Below are 18,923 nucleotides of genomic sequence, written 5' to 3' on the forward strand. Positions count from 1 at the left end.
AGAAGGGTTGGAAGGTTTATGAGATTACTAGGAAAAACAGCGATCATTACAGGTGGCGGAGGTGGGATTGGCCGCTCAACTGCGATCCGATTTGCCCGAGAAGGAGCAAAGCTCGCTGTAGCAGATATCGATTCCTCTATTGGTGAAGAAACCGTTTCTTTAATAAAAGAAGAGGGCGGAGAAGCAATTTTTGTCAAAACCGATGTAACTGATTCTGAACAAATTAAAGCATTAATTCACACCACCACCAGCACTTACGGCGCTTTACATATTTTGTTCAACAACGCAGGTGTCGGGAATTCCGAAGTATGCAGTATTGATTTATCTGAAGAAGAATGGGATCGGGTTATTGACATTAATTTGAAGGGAGTCTTCCTTGGAATAAAATACGCGGTCCCTGAATTAATTAAAGCAGGGGGCGGAGCAATCATAAACACATCTAGCCTGCTCGGCTTAAAAGGACAGAAATATGTGTCTGCTTATAATGCTTCTAAAGCTGGAGTTGTCATGCTGACACAAAATGCATCCCTTGAATATGGGAAATACAATATAAGAGTCAATGCCATTGCACCTGGTGTCATTGACACTCCGATCATTGATCAATGGAAGCAGGATGAGCGGAAATGGCCGATTATATCACGTGCAAACGCGCTAAGAAGAATTGGAACTCCAGATGAAGTTGCTAATGCTGTGTTATTTTTAGCTTCTGATGAAGCTTCGTTTATAACTGGTACCACACTATCAGTTGATGGCGGCGGACTAGCTTTTTAGTCGCTTGAATAATCTTTTCTTTTAATCAAATCAGTGAAAATACCTTGTGGAGGGGAACACATGAGTGAAAAGAAAGCCTGGTTAACTCGCTACCCAGAATCAATTTCCAAAGAACTTGATATTCCAAATAAACCCTTAGGACATATTCTGAAAGAAACGGTCGAGAAATATCCGACTCATAATGCTTTGTCTTTTTTTGGAAGAAAGATTAGTTATCAGGAATTAAATGGACTTGCCCTTGCTTTTACTTCAGCCCTTCAGCAAAATCAAGTTCAAAAAGGGGACAGAGTAGCAATTATGCTGCCGAACTGTCCACAGTATGTCATTTCTTATTATGGAATTCTCACGGCCGGAGCCATCGTTACTCAGGTGAATCCAATGTTGGTTGAACGGGAAATTGAATATATTCTCAAAGACTCAGGAGCAGAAACAATGGTTGTCTTAGATGCTTTTTATCCACGAGTTAAAAGTGTTCAAGCACAATCGAATTTAAAAAATATCATAGTTGTCAGCTTGCAGCCATCCGGAAATGACTTTTCTCCTGACAGAAGCTTTGAGACCTTCCTTACTGAAGGGAATGGGAATGTCCTTCCTATAGCTATGGACCCTGAGAACGATCTTGCTGTCCTTCAATACACGGGAGGAACGACAGGGCGGTCCAAGGGTGCGATGTTAACACACCGCAATGTTTTGGCAAATGTCCTTCAGTCTCACGAATTTTTCAAACATGAATTGGAGGTTGGAAAGGAGCGTTGTTTAACGGTCATTCCCCTTTTTCATGTGTTTGGGATGACTTCTTGCATGAATCTATCGATATATATTGCAGCGGAATCAATCCTGTTGCCAAGGTTTGAATTAGAAGAAGTTTTAACCACCATTAAAACGGAACAGCCGACCTTCTTCCCGGGTGTACCCACCATGTATGTAGCGATTACGAATCATCCACATGCGGAAGATTATGGAATTAATAGTATTAAGTCCTGCAATAGCGGAAGTGCACCAATGCCAGTTGAGTTGCTGCGTGAGTTCGAAGGGAAAACGGGTGCGAAAATTTTAGAGGGGTATGGATTATCAGAGGCATCACCAACCACACATTGTAACCCGCCATTTGCCGACAGGAAAACAGGCAGTGTTGGGATAGGTATGCCTTCAACTGAGTATAAAATTGTGGATTTGGCAACCGGTACAGTGGAGGTGCCGGCAGGTGAGTTGGGAGAAGTGATTATTAAGGGTCCGCAAGTAATGAAAGGGTACTGGAACATGCCTGAAGAAACGGCTAATACCCTCCGTGACGGCTGGCTTTACACAGGTGATATCGCAAAGGTTGACGAGGATGGTTATTTATACATTGTTGACCGGAAGAAGGATTTGATTATTGCCAGTGGATTTAATATCTATCCTCGAGATATTGAAGAAGTACTTTACGAACACCCAGCTGTTCAAGAGGCGGTATGTATTGGTGTTCCAGATCCCTACAGGGGAGAAGATGTGAAAGCCGTCATTGTATTAAAAGCCGGAAAGTCGGCAACAGAGGAAGAAATGATTCGGTATTGCAAAGAAAATATGGCAGCATATAAAGTTCCACGTCATATTGAATTCCGCGAACAACTTCCGAAAACAAATGTTGGAAAAATACTTCGCCGTGCCCTGAGGGACGAAGTGAAAAATAAATAAAGGCCTTTAGAAATTTGTACGAATTCTGAACAATAATTAAGTTAGAATATATCCTCGTTTGTGCTTAAAGGGGCATTATAGATTATGATATAATTCTCAATAGAGATTTTTACAGAATGCGAGGACATAATGTGAAGGAAAAAATTACTGCGCAAAGCATCCGTCTATTTGAAAAAAAGGGATTTACCGAAACTTCCATTCAAGATGTTGTGGATTCGCTAGGTGTTACCAAGGGTACATTCTACTATTACTTTTCAAGTAAGGAAGAATTGCTAATGGATATCCACCTTGGTTATATAGATGGTTTACTTTTATATCAGGAGCAAATATTAAAAGATGATACAAAGTCTTGTAAAGAAAAATTATTTGAAATTGTTACGATGTTAATCACAAGTATATCCAGTCAAGGAGCGGCTGCAAAAATTTTCTTTAGAGAAATTAATAATTTGAGTTCTGAGCATGTTGAACTAATTGTGCAAAAAAGAGACCAGTTCCGTCTCAATATAGAAGAATTGATTCGGACCGGGGTAGAAAATGGTGAGTTCCGTCCTGAGTTAGATGTTTTAATCATAACAATGGCGATTCTAGGAATTACCAACTGGAGCTATCAATGGTTTAATCCGAGCGGAAGGGTAACGGACCGGGAGGTAGCAGAAATTTTTGTCGAAATGATTTTAAAGGGAATCCAAGTCAATTGAAGAAAAGTTGAGAGAGGGTTTTGTGGAAATTACTCTCTTTTTTTTAATGAAAATACCAACCGGTTAGTATTGGTTTTGGGAGTATGAAAATTCCAAATTGCAAGGAGGAATCTCCAGATGAGTAATGATACAATCCCTGTCCGAAAAGGAGAGGAATTGAACCTTCCTGCCCTTGAAAAGTTTTTACAAGATCACTTTGAAAACCTGCCGGGTGGTCCACTTGAAATCTTACAATTTTTTGCGGGGCATTCGAATTTAACTTATCAAATCAAAAAGGGAAGTTGGGAAGCTGTACTTAGACGTCCTCCCCTTGGTCCTGTCGCACCGAAAGCTCACGATATGGAAAGAGAATATAAAATTCTATCCGATCTACATCCTATTTTTCATGTTGCCCCGAAGCCTCTCCTATTTTCTAATAATGAGACGATCGTTGGCAGTCCTTTTTTCCTGATGGAAAGAAAAAAGGGCCTTGTAATCGACACATCCTTCCCTGATGGAATGACAGTAACTGATGATGTCTGTCTGAACCTATCGGAGGTTATGGTTAATCGACTTGTTGAATTACATGCTATTGACTATAGAGAGACGGGTCTTGCTGAAATAAGCAAGCCAGATGGTTTTATGGAGAGGCAGGTCCATGGATGGATTGGGAGGTATGAAAGGGTAAAAACCGATGAAATCGATGGTCTTGAACAGTTAAAGCGTTGGCTGGCAGACCATACGCCGAAAAGACACGAAGCAACTATCATTCATTATGACTATAAGTTTAATAACGCCATGTTTAATGGGGATTTAACGGATATGGTAGGACTGTTTGATTGGGAAATGACCACTGTTGGCGACCCACTTGCAGACCTTGGTGTCGCCATGAGTTATTGGAATCAAAGCGATGATTCGGAGCTTTTGATTAATGGTTTAGGTAAGGCCCCGATTACAGCTGTCCATGAAGGATTTTTATCAAGGAATGAATTTATTGAGCTTTATGCGAAAAAAAGCGGCCGCGATGTTTCTAATTTAAACTTTTATTTAACATTTGCCTATTTTAAACTGGCGGTTATTGGTCAACAAATTTATTACCGCTATAAAAAAGGGCAAACCACGGACACACGTTTTGCTAATTTTAATTACTTCGTAAAAAATTTAATTCTGCATGCTGCGAATGTTGCAGATGAACGGGTCTAAAGGGGAGATGGGTGGGAATGACAAAGATTCACCTTCTCATGAAGAAAGAAGACATCCGAGAAGAGAAACTAACGAATGGAAATAAACTCGCAGTTGTTTTAGACATCCTGCTAGCCACGACCACGATTGTATCGGCATTAACGGATGGCGCAAAAGAAGTGGTTCCGGTTTTGCACAGGAAGGATGCGATCGAACAAACGAAAAAATACCCACAGGGTGAATATATCCTGGCTGGGGAACTAGATGCTAAACCTATTGATGGGTTTGTTTATCCTAGTCCAACGTTAATCAGAGAATCTATCAACGGAAAAATATTAATACTGTCAACAACAAATGGTACGGTTGCATTGAGGAAATCGTCCTCAGCAAAAAAGGTCTATATTGCATCAATGCTCAATAACCCGGCCATCGCCGCTGCCATTCAAAAAACAGCAAAGGACGACACTGTTCTAATCATTTGTTCAGGAAATTCGGGTGAAACTAGTTTAGAAGATTTTTATGGAGCAGGTCATTTAATTGATTGTCTGATGAATAATAGTGAATATGAATTAACGGATGCAGCGAAAACGGCCCTATATTTCTACAGGAGTCGAGAGGATGCCTACGAAGTTTTACTAGATTCCTATGTTGGAAAACTGCTTGATAAATATGATCAACAGCCAGACTTAAGGTTAGCTGCATCCAAAGGTATAACATCGATTGTCCCTATTTTAAAGGACGGAAGAGTTGTGGTCGAAACAATCTACTCTCTATAGAAGGTGGTGGCATTGATGAGGTTTGTACAAACAATTGCATTAATAACTGGAGCAGGCAGTGGAATAGGCAGGGCGACAGCTCTTCGCCTTTCTAGTGAGGGTGCAAAGGTAATCTTAGTAGGCAGAACGAAACAAAAGCTCGAAGAAACGGCAGACCAGATAAATAAAAAAAGTAAAATTCCATTAGCAGAAATCTTCGCTGCAGATTGTACTGATGCAGAGGATGTTGCTGAATTAGCAGAATATGTAGAGCGTTATTACGGCGATTTACATGTTTTAATCAATAATGCCGGGGGATCTAGGAACTCAAGACTATTGGAAATGTCCGAACAAGAATGGGACGATGTGCAAGCTGTTAATTTGAAGAGTGTGTTTTTGGTTTCAAAAGCGCTTGGAAAAATCATGGTTAATGGTGCCCAGCGACAGGTGCATAACAGGGCAATTGTCAATATTGCCTCCTTATCAGGTCATCAGGCGGGTGCGGAAATACCACATTATAGTGCAGCGAAAGCAGGAGTGATTAATTTGACGAGGTCACTTGCCCTAGAATTAGCACCCTATGAGATTCGTGTCAACTCCGTATCCCCCGGATTTGTCGAGACCCCTTTAACCGAGCAAGGCTTAAAAAGTGATCGTTTTGTGAGAGCCATCCAAAAAAACACAGCATTACAAAGAGTAGGAAATCCTGAGGAAATTGCTAGTGTCATTGCATTTGCTGCTTCGAGTGATTCCTCTTATATGACTGGTTCGGATTTACTTGTTGATGGGGGCTGGCTTATAAAATAAATCTTTTTAAATGAAAGTTTCCTAACTTAAACCGAAAGGAAGATGAAAATGAGCCAAGGAGATTTAATAGTTGAAAAATTAGGTCCGGTCTTGTCATTAACTTTAAACCGTCCGGAAAGTCTAAATGCTTTTAGCCCCGAGATGATTTTAGGGTTAAAGGATGCACTTACAAATGCCCAAAATGATGAAGACATCCAGGTAATTGTGTTATCAGGAGCTGGGCGCTCCTTTAGTGCAGGTGGTGACGTGAAAACAATGGGGCAGGCAGATTCTGTTCAAGTTTACGACCATATCGGGAAACTTAATGAACTCATTTTATTAATGAAAGAAACAGAAAAGCCCATCATTGCAGCTGTCCATGGGTTTGCAGCCGGGGCAGGGTTCAATTTAGCTCTTGCCTGTGATTTAATTGTAGCAGCAGAAGGAAGTAAGTTTGCCCTTAGTTTCTCACAGGTGGGCTTAATATCCGATGGCGGCGGCTCTTATTTGCTTCCAAGACTGATTGGCCCTCATTTAGCAAAACAATTCTTCTTTACGGCAGAGCCGGTCCCTGCTGAGCGTCTCTATCAACTGGGGGTAATTAATTATCTAGTACCATTGGAAAAACTCCAGGAAGAAACAACAAAGTTTGCTTTAAAATTGGCTCATGGTCCCGGAAAAGCTTTTGGAAAACAAAAGAAATTAATTGATCAGTCATATACTTCAACACTTGAGGATATCCTTGAGCAGGAACGGCTGATTCAGACATTAATGGTGCAAACGGCGGATCACAAAGAAGGTATTACCGCTTTTAAGGAAAAGAGAAAACCAGCATTTAAAGGAAAATAGGAGATGACAAATGATGAAAGCAGTTCGATTAACAGAGTATGGCGGACCAGAAGTATTAAATTTAGTGGAACTTGACAAGCCTGCCCCAACTGGCCATGAAGTATTAATTGAAATCAAAGCAATTGGTGTAAACTATGCAGATACCGCAAGGAGAGAAGGGCAGTATGTTGTCAAGACACCGCTGCCTTTTATTCCCGGTGCTGAAATAGCTGGAGTCGTCGCTGCCGTTGGCGAACAGGTGACGAAAGTTAAGCCGGGAACAAGAATTGTCACTTTAATCGAATCAGGAGGCTATGCGGAATATGCGTTAGCCGATGAGCGTGCACTGATTCCAATTCCGGAGCATTTAGATTTCCATACGGCTGTGGCACTACCGCTTCAAGGCTTAAGTGCGTACCATATTTTAAAAACAATGGGACGGTTAGAAAAAGGAGAAAGTGTCCTTGTGCATGCTGCTGCAGGCGGTGTGGGAACTATTGCGGTTCAGCTTGCCAAATTATTTGGGGCTGGCAAAGTAATCGCAACCGCAAGCTCGGATGAAAAGTTGGCGTTAGCAAGTGAAATGGGTGCAGATGTGCTCATCAACTATACGGAGCCGGACTGGGAACAACAGGTTCTTGAGGCAACTGGCGGCAAAGGGGTAAACGTGGCGCTTGAAATGGTGGGCGGTGAGGTTTTTAATAAAACAGTCAAATGTCTTGCCACGTTTGGACGCCTTGTTGTGTTTGGCGCTGCAAGCGGTGAACAAGCCCGCTTCTATCCGTCATCACTAATGGCCAGAAACCAATCAGTAATTGGCTTTTTCCTGCCACAGATTATGAGAAAACCTGAATTGCTTCAACCGAGTTTGGTTGAGTTACTTACATACCTCGGTGAAGGAAAATTAAAGCTCACCATTGGAGGGGTATTCCCATTAGAGGATGCAGCAAAGGTCCACATCTTGCTGCAATCGCGAAAAACACATGGTAAATTAATTCTAGAACTATAATAATAAATAATGTATGAAAGAGGTCTTGAAGTGATTCAAGCCTCTTTTCTATTGGAAAAGTGGCATTTGGCTCTGCTCACACCGTCTTTTTTATTAATAAACTATGAACAAACTATTAAATAGTAGGGAAGAATTGCATTTATTGTTGATATGCTTAAAATTTGAGATAAACTTAATAAAAAAGAACACTTTAGGTTTTAATAGGAGCTGATTGGTTTTGAGAATTTTAGTGATTGAAGACAATAAAAGTGTTTGCTCAATGATCGAAATGTTTTTTGCCAAAGAAGGCATTGATGGGGAATTTGTCAATGATGGCCTCCAAGGATATAACCGTATAAAAGAAGCAACATGGGATGCGCTTATTATTGACTGGATGCTGCCTGGAATGGACGGAGTGACGATTTGCCGAAAAATTAGGCAAGAAGGTCATACAGTTCCCGTCATTATGTTAACAGCGAAAGACAGTGAGTCGGACCAAGTGCTTGGTCTTGAAATGGGTGCGGATGATTATGTAACCAAGCCATTTAGTCCACTGACATTGATGGCGAGAATTAAGGCGGTTACGCGCAGGTTCCAAACCCAAGTGCCTAAGGAGGCCGACGATTTCCTCCAAACAGACCATTTTAAAATAAGTAAAAATACGCGCGAAGTGATTGTCGATGGAACACCGGTCACAAACTTAACACCTAAGGAGTTCGATTTACTTTATTATATGGTGGAACATCCCCGCCAGGTGTTTTCAAGAGAACAGTTGCTTGAACGTGTTTGGGGCTATCAGTTTTATGGGGATGAACGAACTGTCGATGTTCATATCAAACGACTGCGTAAGAAAGTGGAAACAAGTTCACAACCATTCTTCCATACGGTATGGGGGGTAGGGTATAAGTTTGATGAATCCATCAAAGCGGATGAAGTTTAGGTATATTTACCAACAATTCTTTAGTCACATCAGTATTATCATTGTTGCCTTTTTAGTATTAAGCCTATTATTCGCCCATTATGTAGAAAATCTGGTCTATGAGAACAAAGCAAACGAACTCATCTCTTACGGAAAATCTATACTATCTGAGATTGATGAAACTCCGCAAGCGGCGGGCCAAGTTATTAATCGTTATAGTTCTGTGTTATCAACAAGAAAAATGAGCTTTAGTTTGTTTGACCAAGACGGAAAACTATACGCTGTTGGAAAACAGGGTCCAGCCCCTGGGAGGTTATCTGACAAAGATTGGGATCGGATTTCAAATGGTCAAACTCTTGTGGTGAATAGTGATTATAAAAGGTTTGGCCAAGAAGGGGTTACTTTTGTTGTTTTACCGTATCTTAATAACGGAACCTTTATTGGTGGGATTTTATTAACCTCACCGATTAGCGGCTCAAGTGCCATGATTCATCGCGTTAATCAGTTTATCTTGTATGCCATTATTATTGCACTTGTTGTGTCCTTTCTGCTTAGTTGGTTTCTATCAAGGATTCATGTGAACAGGATTAAACGTCTTCGTGAAGCAACCTCCCTCGTCTCTGCTGGGAATTATCATGTCCATGTAACATCTGCTAATTTTGATGAAATTGGTGAGTTAGCAAACGATTTTAATCACATGGTCGACAAAATTAATACCTCGATGGAGGAAATTGAAAGTTTAGAAAACAGGCGCAGACAATTTTTATCAGATGTTTCCCATGAAATGCGGACGCCACTGACGACCATTAGCGGCGTTATTGAGGGATTGAAAAACGACATGATTCCAGAAGAAGATAAAGAACGTGGCATTAATCTAGTCAGTCAAGAAGCCAAAAGACTGATTCGTCTAGTCAATGAAAATTTGGATTTTGACAAAATTCGCTCCAATCAAATCAAATTATACAGAGAAGATTTTCAGCTCTTCGAGTTACTTGAAATTATTCAGGAACAACTACAGCCTCAAGCAGAGGATAAAAATAATCAAATTGTGATTGAAGCTAATCCAGATGTCATGGTTAATGCGGATTACGATCGTTTGATTCAAATATTAATAAACATCACCAAAAATAGCATACAGTTTACCTCGGACGGAACGATTTGGCTGCGCGGGAGAACGGACGGCCAGTCGACTATTATTGAAGTAGAAGATACAGGGATTGGCATCGATCCGAGTGACATCGAAAATATTTGGCGTCGTTTCTATAAGGCTGATATTTCCAGGACCAGTAATCCATATGGTGAATTTGGGTTAGGTCTGTCGATTGTAAAGCAATTGGTTCTCCTTCATAATGGCGAAATCAATGTTTTCAGTGAAGCGGGAAAAGGGACAAAATTCGTGATTAAAATATAGATATTACTAACAATAAAGAAGCTGCGGGTCGATGCCTGCAGCTTTTTTGGGCTGATAATTCGTATCGCTGATATCTAATAAACGATAAAACTTCTTAGTTTTTTCCAAAAGTCGTTATAGTTTGTTAATAATTTCTTAAGATTTGTTAGTTAAAGTAAAGACAAGATAGAAAATCTTTGAAGGAGATTGAGTAAGATGGAATTTAAAAATGAAAATGAATTTGAAGAGAGTCAACAAAATTCATCTGAGAAAACTGGAAATACAATTAGAGAAGAACCAATTACAGATATAATCAATGTCAATCATTCCGAAGAAAATAAATATGCAGTCGATGCAACTTACAAAGTTGAGGTGAACGATTTTATGGAGCGTGAGGAGCAAGAAGAAACTACAGATTTTAAACCCACGGAGGAAGTATTATTACCACCGGAAAAGGAGCAATCGCGTACTTTTAGTCAGGATGATCAAAAGAATAAGAAAAAACGGAGAGCAAAAGGATTTGCTTCTACACTTGCAGCAGGAGTAATTGGGTCTGTTTTGACATTAGCCATTCTTCCTTATACAAACTATATCAATGATCATTTCCCGAAAGTGGAGAATCAGGAGGCAAGTAGTTCTCAACAAGGTACACAGGTAACACCAGTTGTGGCCCAGCCAACAGCGGTATCATCTAATTCAATTGCAGATACGGTCGAAAAGGTATCAAAAGCCATTGTTGGGATCGTCAATTATCAACAACAACAGAATAATTTTTATGGAGATCCTAACTCTTCACAAAGTGTGGAAAGTGGATCAGGCTCTGGGGTTATTTTTCAAAAAAATAACGGCAAAGCCTATATTGTTACCAACAACCACGTGGTCGAAGGGGCCTCAAAACTTGAAGTATCTTTGTTTGACGGCGAAAAGGCATCCGCAGAAGTGGTTGGTACGGATGCCTTAACGGATCTCGCTGTATTAAAAATTGATGCCAAATACGTGACGGCAACAGCCGATTTTGGTGATTCGTCTACACTTCGCCCGGGCGACCAGGTCTATGCAATTGGAAACCCGCTCGGCCTTGATCTATCAAGAACAGTAACACAAGGGATTGTAAGTGCGACGAATCGAAGCATTGCAGTAACTACTTCAGCGGGAAATTGGGATACCAATGTTATTCAGACGGACGCTGCAATCAATCCAGGGAACAGCGGCGGTGCCCTAATTAACCCACAAGGGCAAGTGATTGGTATTAATAGTTTAAAAATCTCTGAGAGTGGTGTCGAAGGGTTAGGCTTTGCGATTCCAAGTAATGACCTCATTCCAATTGTGAATCAATTAATAAAAAGCGGAAAAATTGACCGTCCTTATCTTGGGGTAGGGCTTTCTGACCTTGATCAAGTTCCACAAATGTACTGGCAAAACCTCCCTAACATAACTAAGGGTGTCATGCTTACAACCATTGAGCCTAATTCTGCAGCTGCAAGCGCTGGACTGCAAGTAAAGGATATTATTATCTCCATGAATGGAAAAGAAATTACTAGTTCTTCAGAACTTAGGAAATATTTATACACAAAAGTAAACAAGGGTGATGAAATAAAATTTGGAGTTTACCGTAACGGAAAACAAATGACGGTCAATGTGAAACTTTCAGAATAACAAAAGGGAGAACGGTTACAGAATTTGACGATGCGGCCTTTGGACTAGCCGTAAACCAAGTAAGTAAACCAGTAAAGACAAAGTATGGATACCATATTATTAAAGTTGAGGCTAAAAAGGAAGCACAAGAAGCAAATTATAATGACAGTAAAGATAAAATTAAAGCGACTTTACTTGATCAGAAAATTGAATCAGAGTATACAACCTGGCTAGAGGCTAAGAAAAAGAACTATAAAATCGAGAATACCCTAGAAGAGGCTTAACCCTACAATCAAGAGGTGAACAACAAGATGAATCGGGTCGGGAAATATGCAGCAATGGATACAGTCGATGATCTTGAGTTGATGAATATGGTCTTTGAACTCCCTGAAAAGGACAAAATGTGGTCAGAAGGCTATATTGATCTTGTGATTGAGAAATTACCTGCCTATGCCAGAGATGTTTTGGTGAATCGCAAGGAAAAGTGGGAAGATACGAAGGCCTATTATGAGAAGAAAATTGAAGAAATCATTGGACAGGAAGAGTTTAAAATGAAACAAAAGGGCGAACGAAAGGATTTCGCCCTTTTTGTCAAGGGGAGGTATCCAGAATACCAATCCTTACTCTTCTTAAGCTACGATGGGAATTTAAAGGAAGATGATTTTCGAAAGTTTGTCTTCCGAAGAAGGCAGGGTTCTCGTAAAAAGTACCTTCATTGAAGCGTGTTGGCGGAATAAATGGTTAAGTTGGCGGAATAACTTGGAAGTTTGGCGGAATAATCTTTCGGGTTAGCGGAATTCTCCCAAGTGTTGGCGGAATAGCCAACCTATTCTGCGGAATCAAATTCCCAACCTTTAGATTTATCAGAAAAAACGGGCTTGCAATCGTTATCAGAAAAATTTACAATAAAAATAACTTGATTAGAAACGGAGGTGGAGAAGAGATGAAACGTTCTATTTTTGCACGGTTATTATGGTTGGAAGCTCTTAATATTTATCGTGCAATTTTTCATGGTGTAGTTTTCAAAGGGGGGAGTCTGCCCTTTTTTCAAAACAACAAAATGAATATAGAACGATAACACATCTCTTTACCCACCCAAAATAGGTAGGAAAAGAGTGCTTCTTGACGCACTCTTTTTTCATGCCCTCTTTTAAAAGCTGCGGGTCGAAAAGATGCCGCGGCTTTTTTTTATTTAAAAAGAGAGTGTTCATCTTTAATTTACATGAATAGGAGAATGAACATGATAATTTGCAGCGTTAATCATATAGCCAAATCATTTGGAGGAAATATAATTTTTAAAGACTTATCCCTTGAAGTTCAGGAAGGAAGCCGGATTGGTCTTGTTGGACGCAACGGCGGCGGCAAAACAACATTATTAAAATTACTCGCCAATCAGGAAACGGTCGATGAAGGGGTTATTCATTGGAAAAAGGGTCTCAAAATCGGTTATCTAGCTCAGATTCCTGATTTTAAAGAACTGACAAGTAAGGAAGTGTTAAAAACTGCTTTTGAGAAATTAACAGCAACAGAAACCAAGCTGCAGCAATTAGAGGTTGAAATGGGGCAGGAAATTGCTCCTGGTGATCTCCAAAGATTAATGGATCAATACGGGAAACTACAAGATGCGTTTATTTTAAATGGCGGATACGAAATGGATGCCCAATTGGAACGGATTGCAAACGGGTTAAATATTACCAACCTGCTTGAAAAAACCTTCTCATCATTAAGCGGAGGGGAGAAAACAAAAGTTGGACTGGGTTTAAGTTTATTGAAAAGTCCAGAACTTTTGTTGCTTGATGAGCCGACAAATCATTTAGATATGAAGGCGATTGAATGGCTAGGGGCCTTCCTTAAGGAATACACGGGAACAATTATCCTTATCTCCCATGACCGTTACTTTTTAGATGAGGTTGTCACAAAGGTGCTGGAAATGGAAGATGGAGAAATTGAACTCTACCATACGAATTTCAGCGGCTATGTGAAAGAGAAAGAAGAGCGATTGTTAAGAGAATTTCAGGAGTATCAAGAACAACAGAAGAAAATAAAAAAGATGAAAGAGGCGATTAAGCGTCTCCGTGAGTGGGCAAACCGTTCCAACCCACCAAGTGCAGCCCTTCATAAACGAGCGACAAATATGCAAAGGGCATTGGAACGGATTGAAAAACTGGAGCGTCCCAAGATAGACGTCAAAAAAATGGCGATTGATTTCGAAGCCGCTGACCGTAGCGGCAAAGATGTGATCGTAATGGAAGACGTTACGAAGAGTTTTGGAAGCAGGACCCTGTTTGATCATGTGAACCTGCTTGTTCAATATAAGGATCGTACCGCCATTGTCGGGGAGAATGGCACTGGTAAATCTACGCTGTTAAAAATGATTCTAAACAAAATGGAACCGGATAAAGGCGTGGTCAAGGTTGGAAGTAATGTGAAAATAGGTTATCTGTCACAACATGTCTTTACGGAAATCGGCGATCAGCAGCTGATTGATGTATTTCGGTCTGAAGTGGTCGTCAATGAAGGAGAAGCGCGTCATATTTTAGCCCGGTTTTTATTCTACGGCCCTGCCGTATTCCGCAAGGTAAGTCAACTGAGCGGTGGAGAAAGAATGAGACTTAGACTTGCACAGTTAATGTACCAGGATATTAATCTTTTGGTCCTGGATGAACCGACGAATCATCTCGATATTGATTCCTGTGAGGTGTTAGAGGAAGCACTGGACCAGTTTAACGGAACGATTTTAGCTGTGTCCCACGACCGCTATTTCCTCAATAAATTATTTAAGAAAATCTACTGGCTTCAGGATGGGACTGTTCGCTTTTTCGACGGAAACTATGATTGGGCGAAGCGTAAACTGGAAGAAACAATCACGATCAAACTACCACCGGAAAAGCCGGAGCTAAGCAAAACTTCTTTGCCAAAAGTATTAAAGGTGGAAAAGGATGAGGCGGGCGTACTTGAAGAAAAAATTGAGGAAATTGAGGCAGAAATTCAAAATTTAAAACAAAAACTTGGAGTAGAAAGCGAGCTTGAGTTACTGCAAAAAATATATCATGAGTTGGAGTTGCGGGAAAACAGCCGTGACCGTCTCTATCAACAACTAGAGGAAATTATCTAAAGAGGAAATAATATCCAATTGTTTTTATGCTTTTTAAGGAATAATGGAGCCGACAGTTTTGCGGCTCTTTTTGTTTGGATTTTTCCTATTCGGAAGGCAAACTTTTCCTTATAATGAAAAGATGTTGGGTAAATAAAGGGTGGGTTTATTTATGATTGATAAGTTTTCATTAAGACAAGTTTTGCTGCTTTTGCTCATCACCTTAACAGGGGTAGTTTGGTCAGTTATCTTTCATCACCCCCTCGTGGTTGGTTTTTTTCCAGGCTATCTCCTCCTTATTTGGTTAGCAAAAAGGAAAAATCTATCAATAAAAAAGATCCTGCATATTAGTATAGTGGGTGTTAACAAGACAAGAATCGTGATTCTAATTCTATTCCTAGTTAGTTTTTTACTGCCGTCATGGTACTTATCAGGTACTATTCAACAAATGGTGAAAATTGCTCTGCATTTTATTACACCACATCATTTTCTTCTCTTATCGTTTCTAAGTGCAATGGTATTTTCGATGCTGCTTGGCACCACGGTCGGCACATTAAGTGCGATTGGCATCCCAATTATCGGTACAGCGATCGTCCTTAAGCTTCCTGTTGAAATAGTGGCTGGAGCCCTGGTATCAGGAGCGTTTGTTGGGGACAGGACTTCACCGTTTTCAAGTGCGCATCAACTTTTGTCCCATACGGTGGAATTACCGGTAAAAAGACAATGGAAGGCGATGTTTTTTACTACCATGACGGCTATTATTCTATGCTTTTGCTTTTATGGAGTTGCGGACTATCTGGTCTCACAAACAGCTGCTGCTAATCAGCAACAAGTAAGTTGGAATGAACTATCAGTTGTACGATTTATCCCGCCGCTCATCTTAATAACGTTTGTTCTATTAAGAATTAGCATTGTTTATGCCTTTTTAACTAGCATAATATCAGCTGCAGTCATTGCACTTTTCAGCGGAATATCTTTACCAAAATTCGTCTTCTCTTTATGGCATGGCATCGAGGGTCTGGGCGGCGGGTTCCTTCATATGTATGAATTGCTCCTGTTTTTAGGATTGGCAGGTGCGTATAATGGCCTGTTGGAAGAAATGAATGTCATTCAGCCTTATTTAGATAAGTGGTTACAATCATCTCGTTCACTAACTGGCGATACCTTTAAAACACTTCTGGCCACCTTTTTGATTACGTTAATAGCGGCTAATCAAACCCTGCCAATTATTCTTACCGGAAGGTCCTTCCTGCCACATTGGTCTAGGAACTATGGAAAAGAGGAGTTAGCAAGAGTCATGGGGGATACGACGATGCTATTTCCGGGAATAGTGCCGTGGAGTGTCCTTGCCATCATGTGCAGTACAATCGTTGGTATCCCAATCATCGAATATCTGCCCTTTGCCATTTTTTTATGGATTTTACCCATTTTAACGATGTTGGTATCCTTGGTTAAACAGACTCGAAAGTCCAAAGAAAAACAAACAGCAATTGTTTAAAAGGAGTCCTTTGTGACTCCTTTTTGCGGTCTAAAATGAATCCTTTCGAATGAAGTTCCTTTTTCAATCATATATGTGGTAATAAAGAATTGGGACAAGGGATGAATCAAATGATAAAAAAATTGCTGATAATTGGGTTTGGGAGCACCATGATTGGGATTGGTATAAATGGGTTTATTCTTCCTTTGAATATTATTAATGGAGGGTTTTTAGGCATCAGCTTATTGCTAAACTATATATTTGGTTTTAAAACTGGAATTACTTTTATTTTTCTTAATATCCCTGTGTATATGTTCGCATTTAAATCAGATCCTGGTTATTTTTTCAACGGTGTAATTGGAGCAATCTGTACAGGACTCATGATAGAATTGTTGGTTCCATTAAATGGAATGTTCCATTTGCCGATTTTAAGCAGTGTGATTATTGGGGCGATGATTATTGGCAGTGGGGTTGGGGTTATGCTCCGACATCATATTAGTCCTGGAGGTATGGACTTGCTTGCATTAATCATTGCCAAATGGTCAAAAGTGAATGTTGGTGTCATTATGTTTGCGATGGACGCCGTCATCATTATTACTGGCCTCTATCTGCTTCAATATGTGAAGCTTTTTTATTCATTGATCATCGTAGCGATTGTGGGACTATTAGCGAGTCTGATTACCTCTTTTCGTAAAGAGCAAATTTTCATAGATTAGGTTAATTATTCTTTCCTCCCAATACGTTCATGGATTTTTCACTCTTTTTTCAGAAAAGCTTGCTATGATAATAGCAAAAGGAATTTTTTTGAAAAAGGGGTGGAGCGTGTGAATATATTACTGGCTGAGGATGATGTCCGACTTGGGAAATTAGTGGCCCACTTACTTCAAAAGGAATTTCACCGCGTTGATTGGGTAAAGAGTGGGAAGGAAGCCTATGACAATGCCTGCCTTCTTACTTACGATGTCATTATTTTGGATTGGATGATGCCCGGACAAGATGGTTTAACCGTTTGTAAAAGGCTGCGTCAAAAAGGAATCCAGAGTGGAATATTATTTGTAACCGCGAAGGATGCCAATCAAGATATCATCGCAGGTCTTGATTCAGGTGCCGATGATTATATTGTTAAACCGTTTGAATTGAATGAGTTATTAGCACGGATAAGAGCGATTAGCCGCAGAAAAGAAAAACCACTAGAAGAAGTAATCACTCTCGCTGATTTAACTCTTAACCTAAATACGCATGTCTTAAAAAGAAACGATTCTATTATTGAATTAACAAAAAAAGAATACCATCTTTTAGAACTATTATTTCGAAACCATAATCAAGTACTGACAAGAGAGCTATTGTTTGAAAAACTGTGGGGCTATGATACAGAAGTCTCTGATAATGCCTTGGATGCATTGGTAAAATTAGTTCGAAAAAAGATAGATTTGCCGGGGGGACCATCGTTAATTCGAAATATTCGCGGAATCGGTTATAAAGTGAGACATTCCGATGTTTAGCCAAGTGAAAGCAAAGTTAACCATACTCTATTCCTTATCGCTCCTTTGTGTACTTGTATCATTTATTGGCTTACTTTATTTATTAATCTCAGATGAAATAAATGAAAAAGAATTAGATGAAATAAATGTTTATTTTAATAGAGAAAAATCGGACTTTATCGAGGAGCTTTATGAAAAAAAACATCATGGGTTAGAGAAAGATCCAAACCGAGCGATATTTTATTACGTATACAATCGACAGGCTGAACTGATTTATGGAGAGGAATCACTTCCATCCCTCTCTAGTTGGATAGAAGAAAATATGCTGACAAAAGGAAAGTCATTTACAGAAAGAGTGGAGTGGAAACAGGAACATCTTCTCTTAGTTAAACAACCTCTGTTACTCGATGATAACCGGTACGGTTTTGTTATTCTTGGGATGAATATTTCAAGCGAAAAGCACCTGATTCAAAATATCACATGGACTCTCATTGGCTTAACCTTACTTTTTAGCTTGTTATTTGCAGGCTTAGGCTATTATTTTGCAGGGCAAGCAATGAAACCAATCACAAATGCCTTTCATAAACAAGAAAAATTTGTTTCAGACGCTTCTCATGAAATAAGAACTCCGCTAAGTATTTTTTATAGCTCCGTTGATGTATTGATGAGGGAAGAAAAAGAAAATTTAAGTTCTTACGGACAAGAGGTTCTGGAAGATGTCAAAACAGAAGCATATCTTATGAGCAGTCTAATCAATAATCTTTTATTTTTAGCAAGAAGTGATAATGACCAATTAAGCTTGGAGATGAAAGAGGTAAACCTATCCGGCTTATTAATGATCGTTTTTAAAAAGTTCTCAAGGATTGCACCGGAAAGTATTCAATTTGAACAAAATATCAAAACGGATATCACTTTTATCTGTGATGAAGTAAGAGTTCAACAATTACTATATATTTTGCTAGATAATGCCATAAGGTATACAACGGAAGGTAAGGTTATCCTATCTTTACATTCAGAGAATGGGGTGAAAATATTAACTGTTAGTGATACAGGCTGCGGGATCTCATCCAAAGACCTGCCTTTTATTTTCGACCGGTTTTATCGTGCCGATTTGTCAAGGGAAAAAGGTGGGTCAGGTTTGGGTCTTTCGATTGCTCAATCCATTGTTAAGGCCCATGGCGGTGAAATATATGCTGCCAGTAATGAAGGAGAGGGGACCGTGTTTACGGTGATTTTTAAGGATAAAAGATAAACGCCAGCTTACAG

19 protein-coding genes are annotated in these 18,923 nt (G+C 39.8%); all 19 read left to right on the plus strand.

Annotated elements, in window-relative coordinates; translation table 11 throughout:
* The first annotated feature begins 18 nt into the window (after nucleotides 1-18).
* The 19 genes from RCG22_RS25195 to RCG22_RS25285 all read left to right on the plus strand — a co-directional run bounded on the left by RCG22_RS25195 (nucleotide 19) and on the right by RCG22_RS25285 (nucleotide 18,909).
* Nucleotides 19-771: an SDR family NAD(P)-dependent oxidoreductase gene (locus tag RCG22_RS25195; protein ID WP_308105142.1), complete on the plus strand. Its 753-nt coding sequence runs from the start codon at nucleotides 19-21 to the stop codon at nucleotides 769-771.
* A 60-nt stretch (nucleotides 772-831) separates the two neighbouring features.
* Nucleotides 832-2,445, plus strand: coding sequence for a long-chain-fatty-acid--CoA ligase (locus RCG22_RS25200; RefSeq protein WP_308105143.1), 1,614 nt, complete (start codon nucleotides 832-834; stop codon nucleotides 2,443-2,445).
* Between the two features lie 131 nt (nucleotides 2,446-2,576).
* Complete coding sequence (locus tag RCG22_RS25205; RefSeq protein ID WP_308105144.1) at nucleotides 2,577-3,143, plus strand: TetR/AcrR family transcriptional regulator; 567 nt, start codon at nucleotides 2,577-2,579, stop codon at nucleotides 3,141-3,143.
* A 117-nt stretch (nucleotides 3,144-3,260) separates the two neighbouring features.
* The gene (locus RCG22_RS25210) at nucleotides 3,261-4,325 is read left to right on the plus strand and encodes a phosphotransferase family protein (RefSeq protein WP_308105145.1); all 1,065 of its coding nucleotides are present in this window, start codon (nucleotides 3,261-3,263) and stop codon (nucleotides 4,323-4,325) included.
* 17 nt (nucleotides 4,326-4,342) lie between these two features.
* Entirely contained in the window at nucleotides 4,343-5,080 is a 738-nt protein-coding gene (locus RCG22_RS25215) for a 2-phosphosulfolactate phosphatase (RefSeq protein WP_308105146.1), read from the plus strand.
* Between the two features lie 15 nt (nucleotides 5,081-5,095).
* Nucleotides 5,096-5,866, plus strand: coding sequence for an SDR family NAD(P)-dependent oxidoreductase (locus RCG22_RS25220; protein WP_308105147.1), 771 nt, complete (start codon nucleotides 5,096-5,098; stop codon nucleotides 5,864-5,866).
* A gap of 48 nt (nucleotides 5,867-5,914) precedes the next feature.
* Nucleotides 5,915-6,694, plus strand: a complete 780-nt coding sequence (locus RCG22_RS25225; RefSeq protein WP_308105148.1) for an enoyl-CoA hydratase/isomerase family protein — start codon at nucleotides 5,915-5,917, stop codon at nucleotides 6,692-6,694.
* A gap of 13 nt (nucleotides 6,695-6,707) precedes the next feature.
* Nucleotides 6,708-7,682 (plus strand): quinone oxidoreductase family protein, encoded by a 975-nt coding sequence (locus RCG22_RS25230; protein WP_308107252.1) that lies wholly within the window; start codon nucleotides 6,708-6,710, stop codon nucleotides 7,680-7,682.
* A gap of 217 nt (nucleotides 7,683-7,899) precedes the next feature.
* On the plus strand, nucleotides 7,900-8,601 hold the full coding sequence (locus RCG22_RS25235) for a response regulator transcription factor (protein WP_308105149.1): 702 nt from the start codon (nucleotides 7,900-7,902) through the stop codon (nucleotides 8,599-8,601).
* Nucleotides 8,573-9,991 carry an ATP-binding protein gene (locus RCG22_RS25240; RefSeq protein ID WP_308107253.1) on the plus strand — a complete coding sequence of 473 codons (1,419 nt, stop codon included), beginning with the start codon at nucleotides 8,573-8,575 and terminating at the stop codon, nucleotides 9,989-9,991. Before RCG22_RS25235 ends, RCG22_RS25240 begins: the two co-directional genes overlap by 29 nt.
* Before the next feature lie 195 nt (nucleotides 9,992-10,186).
* Nucleotides 10,187-11,626: a S1C family serine protease gene (locus RCG22_RS25245; RefSeq protein WP_308105150.1), complete on the plus strand. Its 1,440-nt coding sequence runs from the start codon at nucleotides 10,187-10,189 to the stop codon at nucleotides 11,624-11,626.
* Nucleotides 11,623-11,889, plus strand: a complete 267-nt coding sequence (locus RCG22_RS25250) for a peptidylprolyl isomerase (protein ID WP_308107254.1) — start codon at nucleotides 11,623-11,625, stop codon at nucleotides 11,887-11,889. The genes RCG22_RS25245 and RCG22_RS25250 overlap by 4 nt, the downstream gene beginning before the upstream one ends.
* A gap of 15 nt (nucleotides 11,890-11,904) precedes the next feature.
* Nucleotides 11,905-12,324 (plus strand): hypothetical protein, encoded by a 420-nt coding sequence (locus RCG22_RS25255; RefSeq protein ID WP_308105151.1) that lies wholly within the window; start codon nucleotides 11,905-11,907, stop codon nucleotides 12,322-12,324.
* 224 nt (nucleotides 12,325-12,548) lie between these two features.
* Nucleotides 12,549-12,683: an RAxF-45 family protein gene (locus RCG22_RS25260; protein ID WP_278251623.1), complete on the plus strand. Its 135-nt coding sequence runs from the start codon at nucleotides 12,549-12,551 to the stop codon at nucleotides 12,681-12,683.
* 162 nt (nucleotides 12,684-12,845) lie between these two features.
* Entirely contained in the window at nucleotides 12,846-14,720 is a 1,875-nt protein-coding gene (gene abc-f / locus RCG22_RS25265; protein ID WP_308105152.1) for a ribosomal protection-like ABC-F family protein, read from the plus strand.
* 151 nt (nucleotides 14,721-14,871) lie between these two features.
* Nucleotides 14,872-16,197, plus strand: a complete 1,326-nt coding sequence (locus RCG22_RS25270) for a Na+/H+ antiporter NhaC family protein (protein ID WP_308105153.1) — start codon at nucleotides 14,872-14,874, stop codon at nucleotides 16,195-16,197.
* 110 nt (nucleotides 16,198-16,307) lie between these two features.
* Nucleotides 16,308-16,892: a YitT family protein gene (locus RCG22_RS25275; RefSeq protein WP_308105154.1), complete on the plus strand. Its 585-nt coding sequence runs from the start codon at nucleotides 16,308-16,310 to the stop codon at nucleotides 16,890-16,892.
* Between the two features lie 108 nt (nucleotides 16,893-17,000).
* Nucleotides 17,001-17,678 (plus strand): response regulator transcription factor, encoded by a 678-nt coding sequence (locus tag RCG22_RS25280; protein WP_308105155.1) that lies wholly within the window; start codon nucleotides 17,001-17,003, stop codon nucleotides 17,676-17,678.
* The gene (locus RCG22_RS25285) at nucleotides 17,671-18,909 is read left to right on the plus strand and encodes a sensor histidine kinase (RefSeq protein ID WP_308105156.1); all 1,239 of its coding nucleotides are present in this window, start codon (nucleotides 17,671-17,673) and stop codon (nucleotides 18,907-18,909) included. The genes RCG22_RS25280 and RCG22_RS25285 overlap by 8 nt, the downstream gene beginning before the upstream one ends.
* Nucleotides 18,910-18,923 lie beyond the last annotated feature (14 nt).

Source organism: Neobacillus nitrireducens (assembly GCF_030915405.1).
Classification (GTDB): domain Bacteria; phylum Bacillota; class Bacilli; order Bacillales; family Cytobacillaceae; genus Neobacillus.

What these genes read in the sequence shown, in the direction of transcription:
- RCG22_RS25230 (WP_308107252.1), top strand. Translation starts at nt 6,708, where the DNA reads ATGAAAGCAGTTCGATTAACAGAGTATGGCGGACCAGAAGTATTAAAT.
- RCG22_RS25245 (WP_308105150.1), top strand. Translation starts at nt 10,187, where the DNA reads ATGGAATTTAAAAATGAAAATGAATTTGAAGAGAGTCAACAAAATTCA.
- RCG22_RS25195 (WP_308105142.1), top strand. Translation starts at nt 19, where the DNA reads ATGAGATTACTAGGAAAAACAGCGATCATTACAGGTGGCGGAGGTGGG.
- RCG22_RS25200 (WP_308105143.1), top strand. Translation starts at nt 832, where the DNA reads ATGAGTGAAAAGAAAGCCTGGTTAACTCGCTACCCAGAATCAATTTCC.
- RCG22_RS25220 (WP_308105147.1), top strand. Translation starts at nt 5,096, where the DNA reads ATGAGGTTTGTACAAACAATTGCATTAATAACTGGAGCAGGCAGTGGA.
- RCG22_RS25215 (WP_308105146.1), top strand. Translation starts at nt 4,343, where the DNA reads ATGACAAAGATTCACCTTCTCATGAAGAAAGAAGACATCCGAGAAGAG.
- RCG22_RS25225 (WP_308105148.1), top strand. Translation starts at nt 5,915, where the DNA reads ATGAGCCAAGGAGATTTAATAGTTGAAAAATTAGGTCCGGTCTTGTCA.
- RCG22_RS25240 (WP_308107253.1), top strand. Translation starts at nt 8,573, where the DNA reads ATGAATCCATCAAAGCGGATGAAGTTTAGGTATATTTACCAACAATTC.
- RCG22_RS25275 (WP_308105154.1), top strand. Translation starts at nt 16,308, where the DNA reads ATGATAAAAAAATTGCTGATAATTGGGTTTGGGAGCACCATGATTGGG.
- RCG22_RS25210 (WP_308105145.1), top strand. Translation starts at nt 3,261, where the DNA reads ATGAGTAATGATACAATCCCTGTCCGAAAAGGAGAGGAATTGAACCTT.
- abc-f (WP_308105152.1), top strand. Translation starts at nt 12,846, where the DNA reads ATGATAATTTGCAGCGTTAATCATATAGCCAAATCATTTGGAGGAAAT.
- RCG22_RS25270 (WP_308105153.1), top strand. Translation starts at nt 14,872, where the DNA reads ATGATTGATAAGTTTTCATTAAGACAAGTTTTGCTGCTTTTGCTCATC.
- RCG22_RS25285 (WP_308105156.1), top strand. Translation starts at nt 17,671, where the DNA reads ATGTTTAGCCAAGTGAAAGCAAAGTTAACCATACTCTATTCCTTATCG.
- RCG22_RS25260 (WP_278251623.1), top strand. Translation starts at nt 12,549, where the DNA reads ATGAAACGTTCTATTTTTGCACGGTTATTATGGTTGGAAGCTCTTAAT.